Origin of the sequence: Actinocrinis sp., assembly GCF_035653575.1 — a bacterium.
Classification (GTDB): Bacteria; Actinomycetota; Actinomycetes; order Streptomycetales; family Catenulisporaceae; genus Actinocrinis.
The window spans coordinates 23,318-38,481 of the sequence record NZ_DASRBQ010000115.1 but is presented as its reverse complement, the minus strand read 5'-3'; the positions used below and the strand labels follow the sequence as shown (position 1 = coordinate 38,481).

Below are 15,164 nucleotides of genomic sequence, written 5' to 3'. Positions count from 1 at the left end.
GTCGAAGTCCGGCTCGCTCGAGCGCTGCGGCGGAGGAGCGGGTATGGCCGAGGCGGGGGAGGGGGTGCCGGTCGCGTCGTGGGGCGCGTGCGGCTGCGGCGGAGCCGGGGGCTCGGCGAAGGGCGACTCGTCGGCGCGCAGCGCGTCGCGGGCCGCCGCATCCTGAGTGGGCGCTGCCTGGGCGGGCGTTGACTGGGCGGGCGCCTCGTAAGGGGAGGAATCGCGGGCCGGCTCCTGCGCCGCCGGGGCCGACGTGCCCGGGGCGTCGACGCGTATCCCGCCGCCGACCGCGCGCTGCATCAGCTCCAAGGCTTCGGCGCAGGTGGGGTCGGCGGCCAGCACGAGTCCGAGATGGCTGATCGCCTCGGCCGTGGAGCCCGCGCCCAGCAGCAGACCGGCGAGGTGCAGCCGCAGCGGCACGTCCTGCGGCGCGGCGTCCACCGCCTTACGCAGGCTGTCAATGAGCGGCGAACCGTCCACTGCATCCCCTCCCCGGTGGCTTGCCCGGCGCAACGCCGGGGGCACCAGTGTAGGGGTGGAGTCCACCTCTAGACGGGAACTGTCAGGATCGTCGCTCTCACGGGCACCAGCCGGTCACGCAGTGCTCAACCGTGGTAGCGCATCCAGATCAGCGACGCGGTCTCGTCAAGCATGTACGGCTCGGTCTCTCCGGTGTCGGCGAATCCGTAGCGGCGATAGAAGGCGTGCGCCCGGTCGTTTCGTTCGTGCACCGACAGCGTGACGACGTCCGCGCCGCCGTCCTCCCGCGCCCACTTGATCACCGCGTCGAAGAGCAGCGAGGCGACGCCGAGCCGCGGGCCGCGGTGCTCGGGCGACACGTACACGCCGTAGATGACCAGTTCCTTGCCTTCGGTGAGCGAGGATTCGGCCTTCGTGAAAGCGCCCGCGGTGCCGACCGGCCTTCCGGTCTGGTCGAGGGCGGCGAACAAGGCGTTGTCGGGCGCCTGCGCGGCCCGCCGCGTCCGCTCCCGCCAGACCTCGTCGGGCTTCGCGAGCGCGTCCTCGTACCGCTCGCCGAAGCCGATCGGAGTGTCCTTCAACGCCTCGAGCCGGATCTCGCGGAAGCCCTGCCACTCGTCCGCGCGGAACCGGCGGACCTCGTATGCGCTCTTGGCATCTGCGCTCATGACGACGATGATCCCCGACGGTGCGAGCGGATCGCCAACGGATATCGCGCCGCGCGCCGGAGCACGCCGAACCGTCCGCGCTGCTCGATTCCGATACGGTTGCCCGACACAATGCGTAATGCTTAGCGCGAAGTTCAGACGACCGGCGGCAAGGGCGGAAAAGACGATGACGGTGCCGATCAACCAGCGGATCGCGGAGGAGCTGGGGGTACGGGAGCGGCAGGTCGCGGCGGCGGTGGAGCTGCTGGACGGCGGATCGACCGTCCCCTTCATCGCGCGCTATCGCAAGGAGGTCACCGGCGCGCTCGACGACACCCAGCTGCGCACCCTCGAGGAGCGGCTGCGGTATCTGCGCGAGCTCGAGGAGCGGCGCACCGCGATCCTGGAGTCGATCGAGGGCCAGGGCAAGCTCGACGACGCGCTGCGCGCCCAGATCCTGGCCGCCGACTCCAAGGCCCGGCTCGAGGACATCTACCTGCCGTTCAAGCCCAAGCGCCGCACCAAGGCCCAGATCGCCCGCGAGGCCGGGCTCGAGCCGCTGGCCGACCTGCTGCTCGGCGACCCGTCGCAGGACCCGCAGACGGCCGCCGCCGAGTACGTGGACGCGGACAAGGGTGTGGCTGACGCGGCGGCGGCCCTGGAGGGCGCCCGCGCGATCCTGATCGAGCGCTTCGCCGAGGACGCCGACCTGATCGGCGAGCTGCGCGAGCGGATGTGGGAGCGCGGCCGGCTGGTCTCCAAGGTGCGCGAGGGCAAGCAGGACGCGGGCGCGAAGTTCTCCGACTACTTCGAGTTCGCCGAACCCTTCACCACGCTGCCCTCGCACCGCGTGCTCGCGTTGCTGCGCGGCGAGAAGGAGGAAGTGCTCGACCTCGTCCTCGAACCGGAGGAGGCCGACCCCGCCGCCGCGGCCGCGGGTACGACCGTGCGCACCGGCTACGAGGTCCGCATCGCCGCGCGCTTCGAGATCGCCGATCAGGGCCGCCCCGCCGACCGCTGGCTGCTGGAAACGGTGCGCTGGGCCTGGCGCACCCGGATCCTGGTGCGCCTCGGCATCGACCTGCGGATGCGGCTGTGGCAGGCGGCCGAGGACGAGGCGGTGCGGGTGTTCGCGGCCAACCTGCGCGATCTGCTGCTGGCCGCCCCGGCCGGAACCCGGGCCACGATGGGCCTGGACCCCGGCTACCGCACCGGCGTGAAGGTCGCCGTCGTGGACGCCACGGGCAAGGTCGTCGCGACCACCGCGATTTACCCGCATGTGCCGCAACAGCGCTGGGACGAGTCGATCGCCACCCTCGCCAAGCTGGCCGCGCAACACCGGGTGGACCTGGTCGCGATCGGCAACGGCACCGCCTCGCGGGAGACCGACAAGCTGGCCGCGGACCTGATCGCGCGTCACCCCGAGCTGAAGCTGACCAAGGTGCTGGTCTCCGAGGCCGGCGCCTCCGTGTACTCCGCTTCCGCGTACGCGGCCCGCGAGCTGCCGGATCTGGACGTCTCGCTGCGCGGCGCGGTCTCGATCGCCCGCCGGTTGCAGGACCCGCTGGCCGAGCTGGTGAAGATCGACCCGAAGTCCATCGGGGTCGGGCAGTACCAGCACGACCTGTCCGAGTTCAAGCTCTCCCGCTCGCTCGACGCCGTCGTCGAGGACTGCGTCAACGCGGTCGGCGTGGACGTGAACACCGCCTCGGTGCCGCTGCTCGCGCGGGTATCAGGCATCGGCGAAAGCCTGGCCGAGAACATCGTCGCGCACCGCGACTCCAACGGCCCGTTCCGCACCCGCGCCGCGCTCAAGACCGTCTCCCGTCTGGGGCCGAAGGCGTTCGAGCAGTGCGCCGGCTTCCTGCGCATCCCCGGCGGCGACGACCCGCTGGACGCCTCCAGCGTGCACCCCGAGGCCTACCCGGTGGTTCGCAGGATCCTGACCGACACCAAGCAGGAGATCAAGAGCCTGATCGGCAACACCGCCGCGTTGCGGGCGATCAAGCCGGAGCTGTACGTCGACGAGACCTTCGGTCTACCGACGGTCACCGACATCCTCAAGGAGTTGGAGAAGCCGGGCCGCGACCCGCGCCCGGCCTTCCAGACCGCGGTGTTCAAGGAGGGCGTGGAGAAGCCCTCGGACCTTCAGCCCGGGATGCTGCTCGAGGGCGTGGTCACCAACGTCGCCGCGTTCGGCGCGTTCGTCGACGTCGGCGTGCACCAGGACGGGCTCGTGCACGTCTCGGCGATGTCGAAGAACTTCGTGAAGGACCCGCGCGAGGTGGTCAAGCCCGGCGACGTGGTGCGCGTGAAGGTGCTCGACGTGGACCTGCCGCGGCAGCGCATCTCGCTGACCCTGCGCCTCGACGACGAGCCGCAGCGGCCGCGCGGCGGCCCGGGATCCGGCCGGGAAGGCCAGGAGGGACGCGGCGACCAGCGCCGTAATCAGAACCCTGGCGGTCGCGGCCGGGACGAGCGGCAGCGCGGCGACCGGGGCCGCGGCGGCGCCAGTGGCGGAGGAGCGCCAGATACCGCGCTGGCTGATGCGCTCCGGCGCGCCGGTTTGGTTTAATGAGCAACCAAGAGCACGAAATCGTAACCACCCGGAAGCACTGCGTATCAGAAAGCGTGGGTACGAACCAGGGGTGACCGCCGATTGGAGGACGCCGGGTCCGGACCGGCCGACGGATCCGCGCGACGAACTCGTTCAGGCCCTGCTCGGTCTGCGCTGGGCGCTGCCCCGCACGGACGCTGACGCGCGCGTCGCCCTCGACCAGCTCGCCGCGGTGGCCGCCCGCGTCGAGCAGCTGGCGGGGGAGTACCCCGACCAGGAGACGCCGTGGGACGGCCAGGTGCAGGCGCTGCTCGCGCAGGCGGGCTTCGCGCTGGACTGGTGGCGCCCGGTGCTCGACGACGTGGACCTGGACTGGACGCTCAACCACCAGGCGCACCTCTCCGCCGACCTGGCCCGGATAGCCTCGGCGGGCGCGCGCATCCTGGACCAGTTCGCTCCCGCCGTCCCCAATCCGGCCGCCGCTCCGCCGAGCGCCATCACCGAGGGACCGCCGCATCCGGCGCCGCGCGTGGCCACGGCCTTCGGCTCGGTGCCCGCGACGGCGATCCTCGACCCGCTGGCCAACTCCGGGCGGCACCGCAGGCCGGCCTACGAGTTCGAGTCCTTGGACCCGCAGGAGCCAGCGCAGTCCGGGCCTGAGCACGCCGGACCGCAGGTCCCGGTGCAGTTCGAACCCTGGCCGCACCAGCCGCAGGCCCCGGCTCCCGCTTACGGCCAACCGGTCCAGCCGCCGCCGCTGCCGGACCAGCTCGAACCCGAGCTCGAGCAGCTGTTCCGGCCACAGTCGCCGGAGATACCGCACACCGCGCCGTCGGCGAGCTCCGTCCCGATCTTCGGGCCGCCCTCGATCTACACGGCGCCCGCCAACTACGCGCCCAGCGGCCCGCCGCCCGCGCAGCCCCCGCTCGCCGCCGGGTCCGGGCCCGAGGTTCCGCTGGCTGAGCCGGAATCAGAGCCCGGCTTCACCCCGCGGCCGCGCACCGCCCCGCACCGGGGCCCGCTGCCCCCGCCGGCCTTCTCCCGCCCCGTCATCTGGGCCGGGCCCGGGGGCAACGGCTCGGACGGAGACGACGAGTACGACCCGATCGTGCGCCCCGACCGGCGCGGCCCGCATGCCGGCATGGTCGTGCAGGCCGTCGGCATCCTCGGCGCCGTTGCCGCGCTGTGCTGGTGGGCGATCAGCAGCCTGCACATCGGCGCCGCCCCCGCCGGAAACTCGGCGGCCGCGCAGAGCGGCAGCACGCACACCGCGCACCCGGCTGCCTCCACGCCCGCCAAGCAGCACCCCGCGGCCTCCGCGACACCGCAGAGCACGCATTCCCCGGTGACCGCGGTGACCACCCCGCCGATGCAGCCCCCGCCGCCGAACGCGGCCGGGGTCAAGTCGATCCAGGTCTCGCTACTCGGCGGCAGCCCCGCGGTGCACCAGGTCGCGATGATCCTGGCGGTGAACACGACCGGCACCGGCCAGGTGACCGTCACCGTGGACTACTGGGGCGAGAAGAACGGCGCGAAGACCGACGAGCGCACCGCCTCCTGGACGCTGAGCGGCAAGACCGCGTACTCGATCGGCGCGTCGATCCCGGCCGACGCGTACTGCGGCGAGCAGTTCACGCTCAAGGCGATCTCCGGCGAGACCACCTCGACCCAGCAGACCACCCCCGGCTGCTGACCGCGCCTGCCGTGCCGAACCCGGGCTCGTGCGTGCCCTGATTCGACCGCACGGCACCGCGGTCCGACCGGCGGCACTACAAGGTGACGCTGCGGAAGCCGTCGGACACGACGCGCCCGCCGACCTCCGCCCAGCCCGGTTCGGCCGCCGGACGCGCGTAAAGCACCGAACCACGGCCCTGATGCACGGTGATCGGCCGCTGCAGCTTGTCCGCCAAGCGGATCGCGGCTGAACCGGTCGCCTCGTCCTCCGCGACCCCCATGGCCGCGCAGAAGGTCCGGGCGCGGATCAGCCCCGCCGGCTCGTCGATCCAGGCCCAGAACTGGTGACGCTCGCGCTGCTCGGGCGCGTCCGGGCTCAGCGCGTCGACCTGCGCCGGCTCGTCGAGCTGCACGAACTGCCACGGTGGGGCGTCCGCGACCGCGCCGCGAATCCACACGATGCTGTCGTTGCCGTCGTTCCGATGGCTGTCGCCTGCGCCACTGCTGCGAACGTCCTCCCGCCAAGCCGCGACCTCGGCGGCGAGCCGAGGCCGCACCACGGCGGGCACCTTGCCGCCGGCCCGCTCGCCGAGCACCCACGCGGTCCCGACCGTCGGATGCCCCGCCAGCTTCAGCTCCGCGGCCGGCGTGAAGATGCGGAAACCGGCGCGCGGCTCGTCGTCGATGAACACGGTCTCGCTGAACCCGAGGTATGCGGCCAGCCTGATGCCCAGTTCGCCCGGCAGTCGGGCGGCCTCGTACACGACACCGAGCTCGTTGCCGTGCCCGGAGCCGGCGTCCGTGAACACCCGCAGCACCTGCACCTCGAGCGTGGTGGTCATCGCCGTCCCCTTCCGAGCTTCGCCGCCTGTGGCCTGCAGCAAGATTAATTCAATTGCGCGGGCGAAGGGCCCGGCATACCGTGGCCGCACACCGAAAGGAGGTGATCCTGCAGTATGAGTATTGCCAGGACGCGTGAGGTGGCTGTCCGCTAGCCGCCCTGCCCGCCAGGAGGCCAGGCCTCGTGCCGGCCTTCACCGACAGGCTCGGCGGCGGGCGAATTCCAGCAGTCACCCGGCCCGCAGGCTCACCGGCATCGTCCCCGGTGCCCGGCCGCAGCCCCCGGAACCGCCGCCTTCGGTGTGCGGATTCTGAGACGCTTCGGCGGGAAGTAGCCTGCGGGCCGTCTGCGTTCCCGCCCGGATAGGATTCCCGAGCCGCGGCCGAGAAAAAGGATCGCCAGCCGAACCTCACCGGCCCAACGCCGCGTCATCTCGATTTCGACTGCTTTTCACGCGCCATTTCCCCGGGCTTCTTCCCAGCCCTCTCCCATAGTGCGCCGCACACCGCTTCCGCATCGCGCAAAGTCACCGGGTGATATCGCAGGGTGAGATATCACGCCGCAGGTCAGGCCCGCAAAGGGATCAAGATGCATGCCATGCGTCATGGTGCGTATAGCGAGTACTGTGGTGCTGCATATGGTCCTTGTTGTGGAGGCGATGACGCTGCACGCGCATGAGCTTGACCCGCATCGCCCCAATCCGGCGCGAATGTACGACTACTATCTCGGCGGCTTCCACAACTTCGAGGCCGACCGGGAGGCCGCGGAAGCGGCGGAGATCGCATTCCCCGGAGTAAAGGCCGCGGCGCGCGCCAACCGCGATTTCTTGCGCCGCGTCGTGCGCTACATGATCGGGCAGGGTATCGATCAGTTCCTCGATCTGGGCTCGGGAGTGCCGACGGTCGGCAACGTGCATGAGATAGCGCAGGCTGTGAACCCGGACGCGCGCGTCGTGTACGTAGACTCCGAGCCGGTGGCCGTGCACGCCAGCGAAACGCTGCTGGCCGGCAATTCCGGGGCCGCGATTCTCCATGCCGATATCCGGCACGTCGACGCGATTCTCAACGCCCCGCAGGTCGAGCGGCTGCTGGACCTCACCCGCCCGCTCGGCCTCATCATGGCCTCGGTGCTGCCGCACATCCCCGAGTCCGACGACCCGGACCGGCTGGTCGCCCGCTACCTGGCCGCGCTCGCCCCCGGCAGCTTCCTGATGATCTCGCACGGCAGCGTCGACGACTTCGACGACACCGAGACGGACGGGATTTACAAGCTGTACCGCGCGTCCACCAGCCCGATCACCTCGCGCACCCGCGAGCGCATCGCGTCTTGGTTCGACGGGCTGGAGCTGGTGGAGCCGGGCGTGGTCGTGGTGACGCACTGGCATCCGGACACCGGGGACGCGCCGGTGAAGCTGCGGCTGCCGCACTACGGTGCGGTCGCCCGCGTTCCGTGAGCCGGGGCCTGGCGAGGCGGTCTCGCGCCGCGAATGCCTGGCCGCACTGCGGCGCCGTGCTCCCCGTTCCGTGAGCCGGGACACGGCCGGAAGGCCGCCCCGCCTGCACAGCCGCCCCGGCGTCAGTCCAGCGCCGCGCTGATTAGCGCCTCAGCCGCCAGTCGCGCGGGAAAGGCCGCGCCGGGGTCGTGGTCCATGCGCGCCGACACGCTCGCCCCGTCGTAGAGCAGGTGCAGCTGCCAGGCGAGCCGCTCCGGATCGGCCGCGCCGGCCTCCCGGGCCAGCTGCGTGAGCAGCCCGCGCAGCCAACCGCGGTAACCGTCCACGGCGCGCTCGATCGGGCTGCCGGGCCGGGCCTCGGCGCTAGCGTTGACGAACGCGCAGCCGTGATAGTTCGGCTGGGACAGCGACTCGGACAGCGTGTCGAAAACCGCCATGAGGCGCTCGCGCGGCGTCTCGAACTTCTCCACCGCGCGCATCGTGCGCTCCCGCCGCGCCTGGTAGCGCTGCTCCAAGTAGGCGCGGATTAGCTCGTCCTTGCTGCCGAAGGCGCTGTACAGCGTCGCCTTGGCGACCCCGGCGCGCTCGATCACCCGGTCGATGCCGACCGTGTTCACACCCTCTTCGTAGAACAGCTCGTTGGCGGCGGCCAGCAGCCGCTCGCGGGCGGAGAGCTGTTCGGCACTTCTCACGGCCATGGCTTGACTATACCAGACCGGTCTGTCTAGTCTCGAGAACCAGACAGACCGGTCTGACTGACGATGCAGGTCGAGCCTAGGAGCTTCTCAATGCCCGCCGTGACCGCCGGCCACGCTTCAACCGTCACCCCGCCGCCTACCGCGCCCGATCGCGCGATCAACTCGCCCACCCACGCAGCGCCCACTCACAGCGCGCCCACCCACGCCTCGCCCGCCAACATCACTTCCGCCCGTACCGCGCCGGCCAACGTCGCGCCGCGCCACGCGGTCCCGGGCCGGCGCAGACCGCTGCTTCCGGATCGGGTCGCGTTCTACCTGCAGGCCTCGATCGTCATCTCCTTCCTCGCCGCCTCCAGCGCCCCGACCCCGCTCTACGCCCGCTACCAGGCGGCCTGGCACTTCTCGCCGATCACCACCACCGTCGTCTTCGGCATCTACGCGCTCGCCGTGCTCGGCGCGCTGCTCGTCGTCGGCTCGCTCTCCGATCACGTCGGCCGCCGCCCGGTCCTGATCACCGCGATCGGCCTGCAGGCGGTGTCCATGCTGGTGTTCACCACCGCGGACAGCGTCAGCGCCCTGATGGCGGCGCGGATCGTGCAGGGAATCGCCACCGGCGGCGCTCTGGGCGCGGTCGGCGCCGGACTGCTGGATCTAGACCGCGCGAAGGGCACGATCACCAACGCCGTCGCCCCGCTGTCCGGCACCGCCGCCGGATCGCTGATCTCCGGCGTGCTGGTCCAATACCTGCCCGCCCCGGAGCACCTCGTCTACCTCGTGCTGTTCGCGACCTTCGCCGTCCAGGCGGTCGGCGTGGCGCTGATGCGCGAGACCTCGGCGCGCGAATCCGGAGCGCTCGGCTCGCTGCGCCCCCAGTTGGGCGTCCCCCGGGCGGCGCGCGGCCCGCTGCTCAAGGCGCTGCCGGTGCTGATCGCGCTGTGGGCGCTCGCCGGGTTCTACGGCTCGGTCGGCCCGGCGGTCGTCGGCCTGGTCACCGGCTCGCGTTCGCCAGTGCTCGGCGGACTGTCCCTGTTCGTGCTTGCCGCCAGCGGCGCCCTGGCCGTCCTGCTGCTGCGCGGCACGGCCGCGCGCACGGTGATGCTGCTGGGCACGGTGTGGCTGTTCGCCGGCGTCGGCGTCACGCTGCTGGGCATGGAGGCCCGCTCCAGCCTCGCCTTCTTCATCGGCGCTGTCATCGCGGGCGCGGGCTTCGGCGCCGGCTTCCAGGGCGCGATCCGCACCGTCGTCCCGCTCGCCGCGCCGCACGAGCGCTCGGGCCTGCTGTCCACCGTGTACGTGGCCTCATACCTCGCGATGGGCCTGCCCGCGGTCGTCGGCGGATTCCTCGTCGTGCACGGCGGCCTGCTTCCGGCCGCCCGCGAATACGGCGCGGCGATCATGCTGCTGGCCGCGATCGCGCTCGCCGCGGTGGCCCGCCCGAGCCGCAGCAAGATCTGAGTCCGCCCGCCGGCCCCCGGCGCACATGAAAGTTTCGCAGCCCCTTGACTTATGCGCGGCAGGTCGTAGCATCCAACCGCGCTTAACCGGTCAATGTCTTCGAGGGGGCCCGCATGAGCATCAGATCCAGGCGCTGGGGCAGCAGCGCCGTGGCGCTCGCCGTGACGGCGGGCGCCACGCTCGCCGCGGTCACCGTGGGCGCCTCCAGCGCCCCGGCGGACACCGGGGCCGCGTGCAGCGCGGTCTACACGATCGGCTGGCAGACTCCGTCCGACAGCCCGCCGGACTTCGGCGTCACGGTCACCGTGACGAACAACGCGGCGTACGCGATCAGCACGTGGAACGTCTCCTGGAACTTCACCGCCGGCCAGGCGATCATCGCCGGCAGTCCGTACAGCGCCACCGTCGTGCAGAACGGCACCACGGTCACCGCTACACCCGCGGGCAGCTACAACGCCACCCTGGCGCCCGGCGCGAGCACCACCTGGGGCTTCCACGGCACCTACAACGGCACCTCCAACCCGGTGCCGACGGTGACCTGCTCCGGGCCGAGTCAGGGTTCGTCGAGCGCCGTGCTCTCCGGCCCTCTCACGCCCCTGGGCGTCAACACCGCGTCCTGGGACACCAACTTCGTCGACTCGGCGATCTCCACCGATCTCAATGCCGCGCACACCGGCCTGATCCGCTACCCCGGCGGCTCGTGGGCCGATGAGTACATGTGGCAGGCCAACACCGCCAAGGGACAGACCCAGCCGGTGAACTTCGCCCAGTACTCCAGCCAGGTCGACTCGATCAGCGGCGGCCAGAAGTTCGTGACCGTCAACTACGGCTCCGACACCGCGGCCAGCGCCGGCGCGTGGGCCAAGCAGGCCGCGACCACCGCGGGCGAAGGCGTCTCGCTGTGGGAGATCGGCAACGAGAACTACGGGTCCTGGGAAACCGACAACCACGCCGGCGCGCACACCGCCGCCTCCTACGCCAGCAACGGCCTGGCGTACATGCAGGCGATCAAGTCCGCCGACCCGAAGGCGCAGGTCTGCTACGACTACGGCATGGACGGCGGCCTGGCGCCCGGCTCCGGCGTGGACAACTGGCAGACCTGGAACAGCACCATCTTGCAGGCCGACGCCGCCGACATCGACTGCGCGGACGTGCACTGGTACCCGATCAACGGGGTGCCGACCGAGAGCGTGCAGTCGATCATGGAGCTGGTCGACAACATCCCGGCCGCGGCCGCCGAGGTGAAGTCCACCCTGTCCGCCTACGACCCGAAGGCGTACTTCGTGGTCGGCGAGACCAACATGTCGCAGACCGCGAACGAGTGGAACGAGGAGCCGGTCGGCGCCCTGTTCGCCGCCGCCAACGCGCTCGAGTGGCTGTCCTTCGGGGCGCAGAGCGTGGACTGGTGGGACGTGCACAACTACGGCACCCCGACCGCCGACTTCGGCATGTTCTCCTCTGCCACCGGCGGCGAACCGGCCATGGACACCCCATACGCGCCGTACTACGGCTACCAGCTGGCCTCGAAGCTCGCGGTCAGCGGCGCGAAGGTCAGCACCCTGAGCGTCGCGACGCCGAACATCTACGGGTACTCCTCCAGCGCGCCGGGCGGCTCGTACTCCGTGCTGCTCGCCAACGCCGACCCGTCGAACGCTTACACGGTCAGCACCGCCAGCCTCGGGATCACCAGCACCTCGGAGACCGAATACGTCTACAGCGCGGCGAACCCGACGATCGCGCAGAGCACGTTCTCGGGCGGATCGCTGACCATCCCGGCCGAATCAGTGGTCGTGCTCAGCAACGGCAGCGGCTCCTCGCCCTCCGGCTCGCCGTCCGCGAGCCCGTCGCGTTCGGCCTCGCCGAGCGCCTCCGCCAGCGCCTCGGTAAGCGCCTCCTCGTCTCCTTCCGCCTCGCCGAGCTCGTCCCCGTCCTCCTCGCCCTCGGCCAGCTCCTCGGGTTCGTCCGGCGGCTGCACCGCGACCTGGTCGGTGAGCAGCTCGTGGAGCGGCGGATTCCAGCTCGGGTTCACGGTGACCGCCGGCGGCAAGGCGATCAGCGGCTGGAACGTCGGATATTCCTGGCCCGGGTCGCAGACCATCACGCAGATCTGGAACGCGACCGAGACGCAGTCCGGCGCCGCGGTCACCGCCTCGAACCTGAGCTACAACGGCGCGCTGTCGCCCGGCGGCTCGACCACGTTCGGATTACTCGGCTCCGGCACCGCGCCCACGACGCTGCCCAACCTGAACTGTACGGCGCACTGAGCGGCTAGGCGGCTTCGACCCGCTCGAGCAGACCTGCGGCGGCGCGCTGGGCCGCGCCGCCGCAGCAGTTGTTGAACACCACGTGCACCGATTCAGCATTCTTCGACAGCTGCTTGGCGCACGCGGCCCAGGCGTCGAGCTCGTCCGCCGAGTACTCGTAGCGGTAGCGCTCACGCTTGTCCCCGCCCACCCACTGCTCGCTTCGACCATGCAGCCGGACTACCGCCGTGTCCGCGGTCGCGGCGAGCAGCAGTGGCATCGCGTCGGTGTGCGACTGCGGCATGTCGACACACACATGCGCGGCGCCGTGCTCGCGCAGCAAGCCGAGGGCTCGATCCTGATGGCGCGCGTCCAGCCACGCGCCGTTGCGGAACTCGACAGCCGCTTTCAGCGGCGCGCACCGGGTCAGTGCGTCCGAGATCAGCTGCTCCCCGCTCGCCCCGGGTCGGCAGGTCGCCGGGAACTGAAGCAGGATCAGCCCGAGCCGGCCGGCCGCGCGCAGCGGCTCGACGGCCTGCTGAAACCGGTGCCAGGACTCGTCGACCACCTCCTTCGGCGCGTTGGTCAGCGAGATCCAGGCGTGGCTGGTCAGTTCCCGCAGATCCGGCGGAAGCGACGTGATCGGCGTGCGCTGGCCGGTGAGCAGCGAGTACGCCTTGACGTCCATGACGAATCCGTTCGGCGTGTTCTCTGCCCAGCCGCGCACCACCGAGACGTCCGGGATCGCGTAGTACGGCGAGTCGACCTCCACGAGCGGGAACAGGCTCGCGTAGTGACGCAGCCGGTCGGCCGGGCTGCGCACGCCCGGCGGATACCAGCCGGATGCGATCAGGTCGCTGTCAGCCCAGCCCGCGGTCCCGACCAGGATCGACGGACGCCCCGGATCCGACACAGACCCCTTACCTCCTCGATCTCACGGCCGCTCAGCCCGGTGCTCTACCCTTTCGCTGGCATCTGATGCGTTCGCTAGGTCTCGTCGAAGCAAGGTCGCACCAGGCCGCTCTCGTATGCGACGACGACCGCTTGGGCCCGGTCGCGCAGCTGGAGCTTGGCGAGGATGCGGGCCACGTGCGTCTTGACTGTCGCCTCGCTCAAGTGAAACTGCGTGGCCAGCTCCGCGTTGCTCAGACCCCTGCCGAGTTGCTGCAGGACCTCCGCCTCCCGCTGCGTGAGCGCGGAGAGGTCGCGGTATGTCTTGCGCCCTTGCTTCTGCTCGTCCTGTCGCGCGAAGCGCTCGACCAGACGCCGCGTAATGGTCGGTGCGAGCAGGGCGTCGCCGGAGCGTACCAGCCGCACCGCGCCGACCAGGTGTTCCGGCGTGACGTCCTTGAGCAGGAAGCCGCTCGCGCCGGCGGCCAACGCCTCGTACACGTACCGGTCGAGGTCGAAGGTCGTCAGGATGATGATGCGCGGGCGGTCCGGCGCTTCGTCGGCCCGCCCGGGCCCCTGCCCGTCAGTGCTCGAATCGCCGAGGATCCGCCGAGTCGCCTCCAGGCCGTCGACCTCGGGCATGCGGATGTCCATGAGCACCACATCCGGCCGTGTACTGCGTGTCGCCGCGACCGCTTCGAGTCCGTTCGCCGCCTCGCCGACCACTTCGATGCCGTCGGCCGCGAGGATCATCCGGAACCCGGTGCGCACCAGCGCCTGGTCGTCGGCGACCAGCACGCGCAGCGGTGCCTGAACGCTCACTGTGCCTCCAGCGGGATGACGGCTGTGACCCGGAAGCCGCCGGTCGGCCGGCGCGCGGTCTCCAGCCTGCCGCCGTAGACGGCCAGCCGCTCGCGCAGACCGAGCAGGCCGCGCCGGTTCCCCGTCGCCGCCGCCTCGCTGGGAATCCCGCCGGTGTCCGCGATCTCCAACCGGAGATCCTGCTCGCCGTATGCCACGGTGACCGCGGCGGACGCACCGACCGCGTGCTTGACCGTGTTGGTCAGGGCCTCCTGCACGACCCGGTACGCGGCCAGGCCCACGCCCGGCGGCAGCGGCCGCACCGGGCCGGTGAAGGTCAGCGTGACCGGTACGCCGATCGCGCGCACCCGATCCACCAGCGATTCAAGCTGGTCGAGGTCCGGCTGCGGAGCGAAGCGCTCGTCCCCGCCGACGCCGAAGGCGGCACCCGCACCGGCGCTGCTCGGCGGCGCTCCCGGCGCGGCGTCCTGCGGCTCCTCGGCTGCGGTGGTGAGCAGCCCCATCACCTGCCGCAGCTCGGCCATCGCGGTACGCCCGCTCGCCTCGACCGCGAGCAGCGCCTGCGTAGCCTGTTCGGGGGAGGAGCCCATCACCTTCCGCGCCGCGCCCGCCTGCACCACCATCACGCTCACGTTGTGCGTGACCACGTCGTGCAGCTCCCGCGCGATCCGCGCCCGCTCCAGCTCGACCGCCTCGCGGGTCGCCTCCTCCTGGCCCAGTTCGAGCGCGCGGATCCGGGCCAGGTTGGCCGCGGTCTGTTGCCGCCAGCGCCGGATCGTGTTGCCGGCGTAGGCCACCGGCACCAGGATCACGAACGGGCTCAGCGAGTTCGGGATCTGCGGGATCGCGTTGCCGGACCTGGCGGCGACGATCACCGCCGCCAGCATCAGCCCGCCGATCGCCGGCACCCGGTACGGGCTGTAGGCCACCGAGCTGTACGCCGCGATCACGATGGTCACGAACAGGACGGTCGGCGTCCGGTCGGTGTTGATGATCGCGAAGAACATGATCCAGAACACGCTCATCGGATACCTGCGGCGCGCCGCCAACGGCGCCGAGGCCACCGCGGCGAGCAGCAGCTCGGCCGGCGAAGTGCCCGCCGGCCGCACGAGAGGGTAGACAGTCCCGTCCGGCCCGAACCCGGGGGTCGCGATGAGGCCGTGGTCCTCCCGGCTCACGGAGATGAGCGCGATCGCCGTGAGCACGAACGCCAGCGCGAGGTCGAAGATCCACGCGCGCCTGCTCGGTGTGGGCAGTTCGCGTGAGGGCGCGAACGCCGCGGCCGCCCGCCGCCGCAGCCCGCCCGCGATCCGCGTGAAATCGGCCGTGGTCACCGGGCCATTCTCGCGCCGAGCCCGCCGCCGCACATCCCTCCAGGCGCATGACCCAGTACATCTCCCGGA

The 15,164-nt window shown here is 71.3% G+C and carries 12 protein-coding genes; 5 read left to right on the top strand and 7 right to left on the bottom strand.

What is annotated here, in order from left to right:
• On the bottom strand, positions 1-480 hold a 480-nt coding region (locus VFA06_RS16265), incomplete at its 3' end, for a tetratricopeptide repeat protein (protein ID WP_324841422.1).
• 125 nt (positions 481-605) lie between these two features.
• Positions 606-1,148 carry a GNAT family N-acetyltransferase gene (locus VFA06_RS16260; protein WP_324841421.1) on the bottom strand — a complete coding sequence of 181 codons (543 nt, stop codon included), beginning with the start codon at positions 1,146-1,148 and terminating at the stop codon, positions 606-608.
• Between the two features lie 166 nt (positions 1,149-1,314).
• Here VFA06_RS16260 and VFA06_RS16255 point away from each other — a divergent pair, with 166 nt between their 5' ends.
• The gene (locus tag VFA06_RS16255) at positions 1,315-3,702 is read left to right on the top strand and encodes a Tex family protein (protein WP_324841420.1); all 2,388 of its coding nucleotides are present in this window, start codon (positions 1,315-1,317) and stop codon (positions 3,700-3,702) included.
• Positions 3,703-3,775: 73 nt separating this feature from the next.
• The gene (locus tag VFA06_RS16250; protein WP_324841419.1) at positions 3,776-5,377 is read left to right on the top strand and encodes a hypothetical protein; all 1,602 of its coding nucleotides are present in this window, start codon (positions 3,776-3,778) and stop codon (positions 5,375-5,377) included.
• 76 nt (positions 5,378-5,453) lie between these two features.
• On the opposite strand, the gene VFA06_RS16245 is transcribed toward VFA06_RS16250, so the two are convergent.
• The gene (locus VFA06_RS16245) at positions 5,454-6,200 is read right to left on the bottom strand and encodes a PhzF family phenazine biosynthesis protein (protein ID WP_324841418.1); all 747 of its coding nucleotides are present in this window, start codon (positions 6,198-6,200) and stop codon (positions 5,454-5,456) included.
• A 636-nt stretch (positions 6,201-6,836) separates the two neighbouring features.
• Between VFA06_RS16245 and VFA06_RS16240 the strand changes: the two genes are divergently transcribed.
• Positions 6,837-7,652, top strand: a complete 816-nt coding sequence (locus VFA06_RS16240; protein ID WP_324841417.1) for an SAM-dependent methyltransferase — start codon at positions 6,837-6,839, stop codon at positions 7,650-7,652.
• Positions 7,653-7,774: 122 nt separating this feature from the next.
• Here the strand turns inward: VFA06_RS16240 and VFA06_RS16235 are convergent, their stop codons facing one another.
• The gene (locus VFA06_RS16235) at positions 7,775-8,350 is read right to left on the bottom strand and encodes a TetR/AcrR family transcriptional regulator (protein ID WP_324841416.1); all 576 of its coding nucleotides are present in this window, start codon (positions 8,348-8,350) and stop codon (positions 7,775-7,777) included.
• Positions 8,351-8,440: 90 nt separating this feature from the next.
• On the opposite strand from VFA06_RS16235, the gene VFA06_RS16230 reads away from it, so the two are divergent.
• Complete coding sequence (locus tag VFA06_RS16230) at positions 8,441-9,805, top strand: MFS transporter (protein WP_324841415.1); 1,365 nt, start codon at positions 8,441-8,443, stop codon at positions 9,803-9,805.
• Between the two features lie 113 nt (positions 9,806-9,918).
• Complete coding sequence (locus VFA06_RS16225) at positions 9,919-12,069, top strand: cellulose binding domain-containing protein (RefSeq protein ID WP_324841414.1); 2,151 nt, start codon at positions 9,919-9,921, stop codon at positions 12,067-12,069.
• 4 nt (positions 12,070-12,073) lie between these two features.
• On the opposite strand, the gene VFA06_RS16220 is transcribed toward VFA06_RS16225, so the two are convergent.
• From VFA06_RS16220 to VFA06_RS16210, 3 genes are all read right to left on the bottom strand, one after another.
• Positions 12,074-12,961 carry a DUF72 domain-containing protein gene (locus VFA06_RS16220; RefSeq protein ID WP_324841413.1) on the bottom strand — a complete coding sequence of 296 codons (888 nt, stop codon included), beginning with the start codon at positions 12,959-12,961 and terminating at the stop codon, positions 12,074-12,076.
• A gap of 74 nt (positions 12,962-13,035) precedes the next feature.
• Positions 13,036-13,761 (bottom strand): response regulator transcription factor, encoded by a 726-nt coding sequence (locus tag VFA06_RS16215; RefSeq protein ID WP_324841412.1) that lies wholly within the window; start codon positions 13,759-13,761, stop codon positions 13,036-13,038.
• Positions 13,758-15,095 carry a sensor histidine kinase gene (locus VFA06_RS16210; RefSeq protein WP_324841411.1) on the bottom strand — a complete coding sequence of 446 codons (1,338 nt, stop codon included), beginning with the start codon at positions 15,093-15,095 and terminating at the stop codon, positions 13,758-13,760. The genes VFA06_RS16215 and VFA06_RS16210 overlap by 4 nt, the downstream gene beginning before the upstream one ends.
• Positions 15,096-15,164 lie beyond the last annotated feature (69 nt).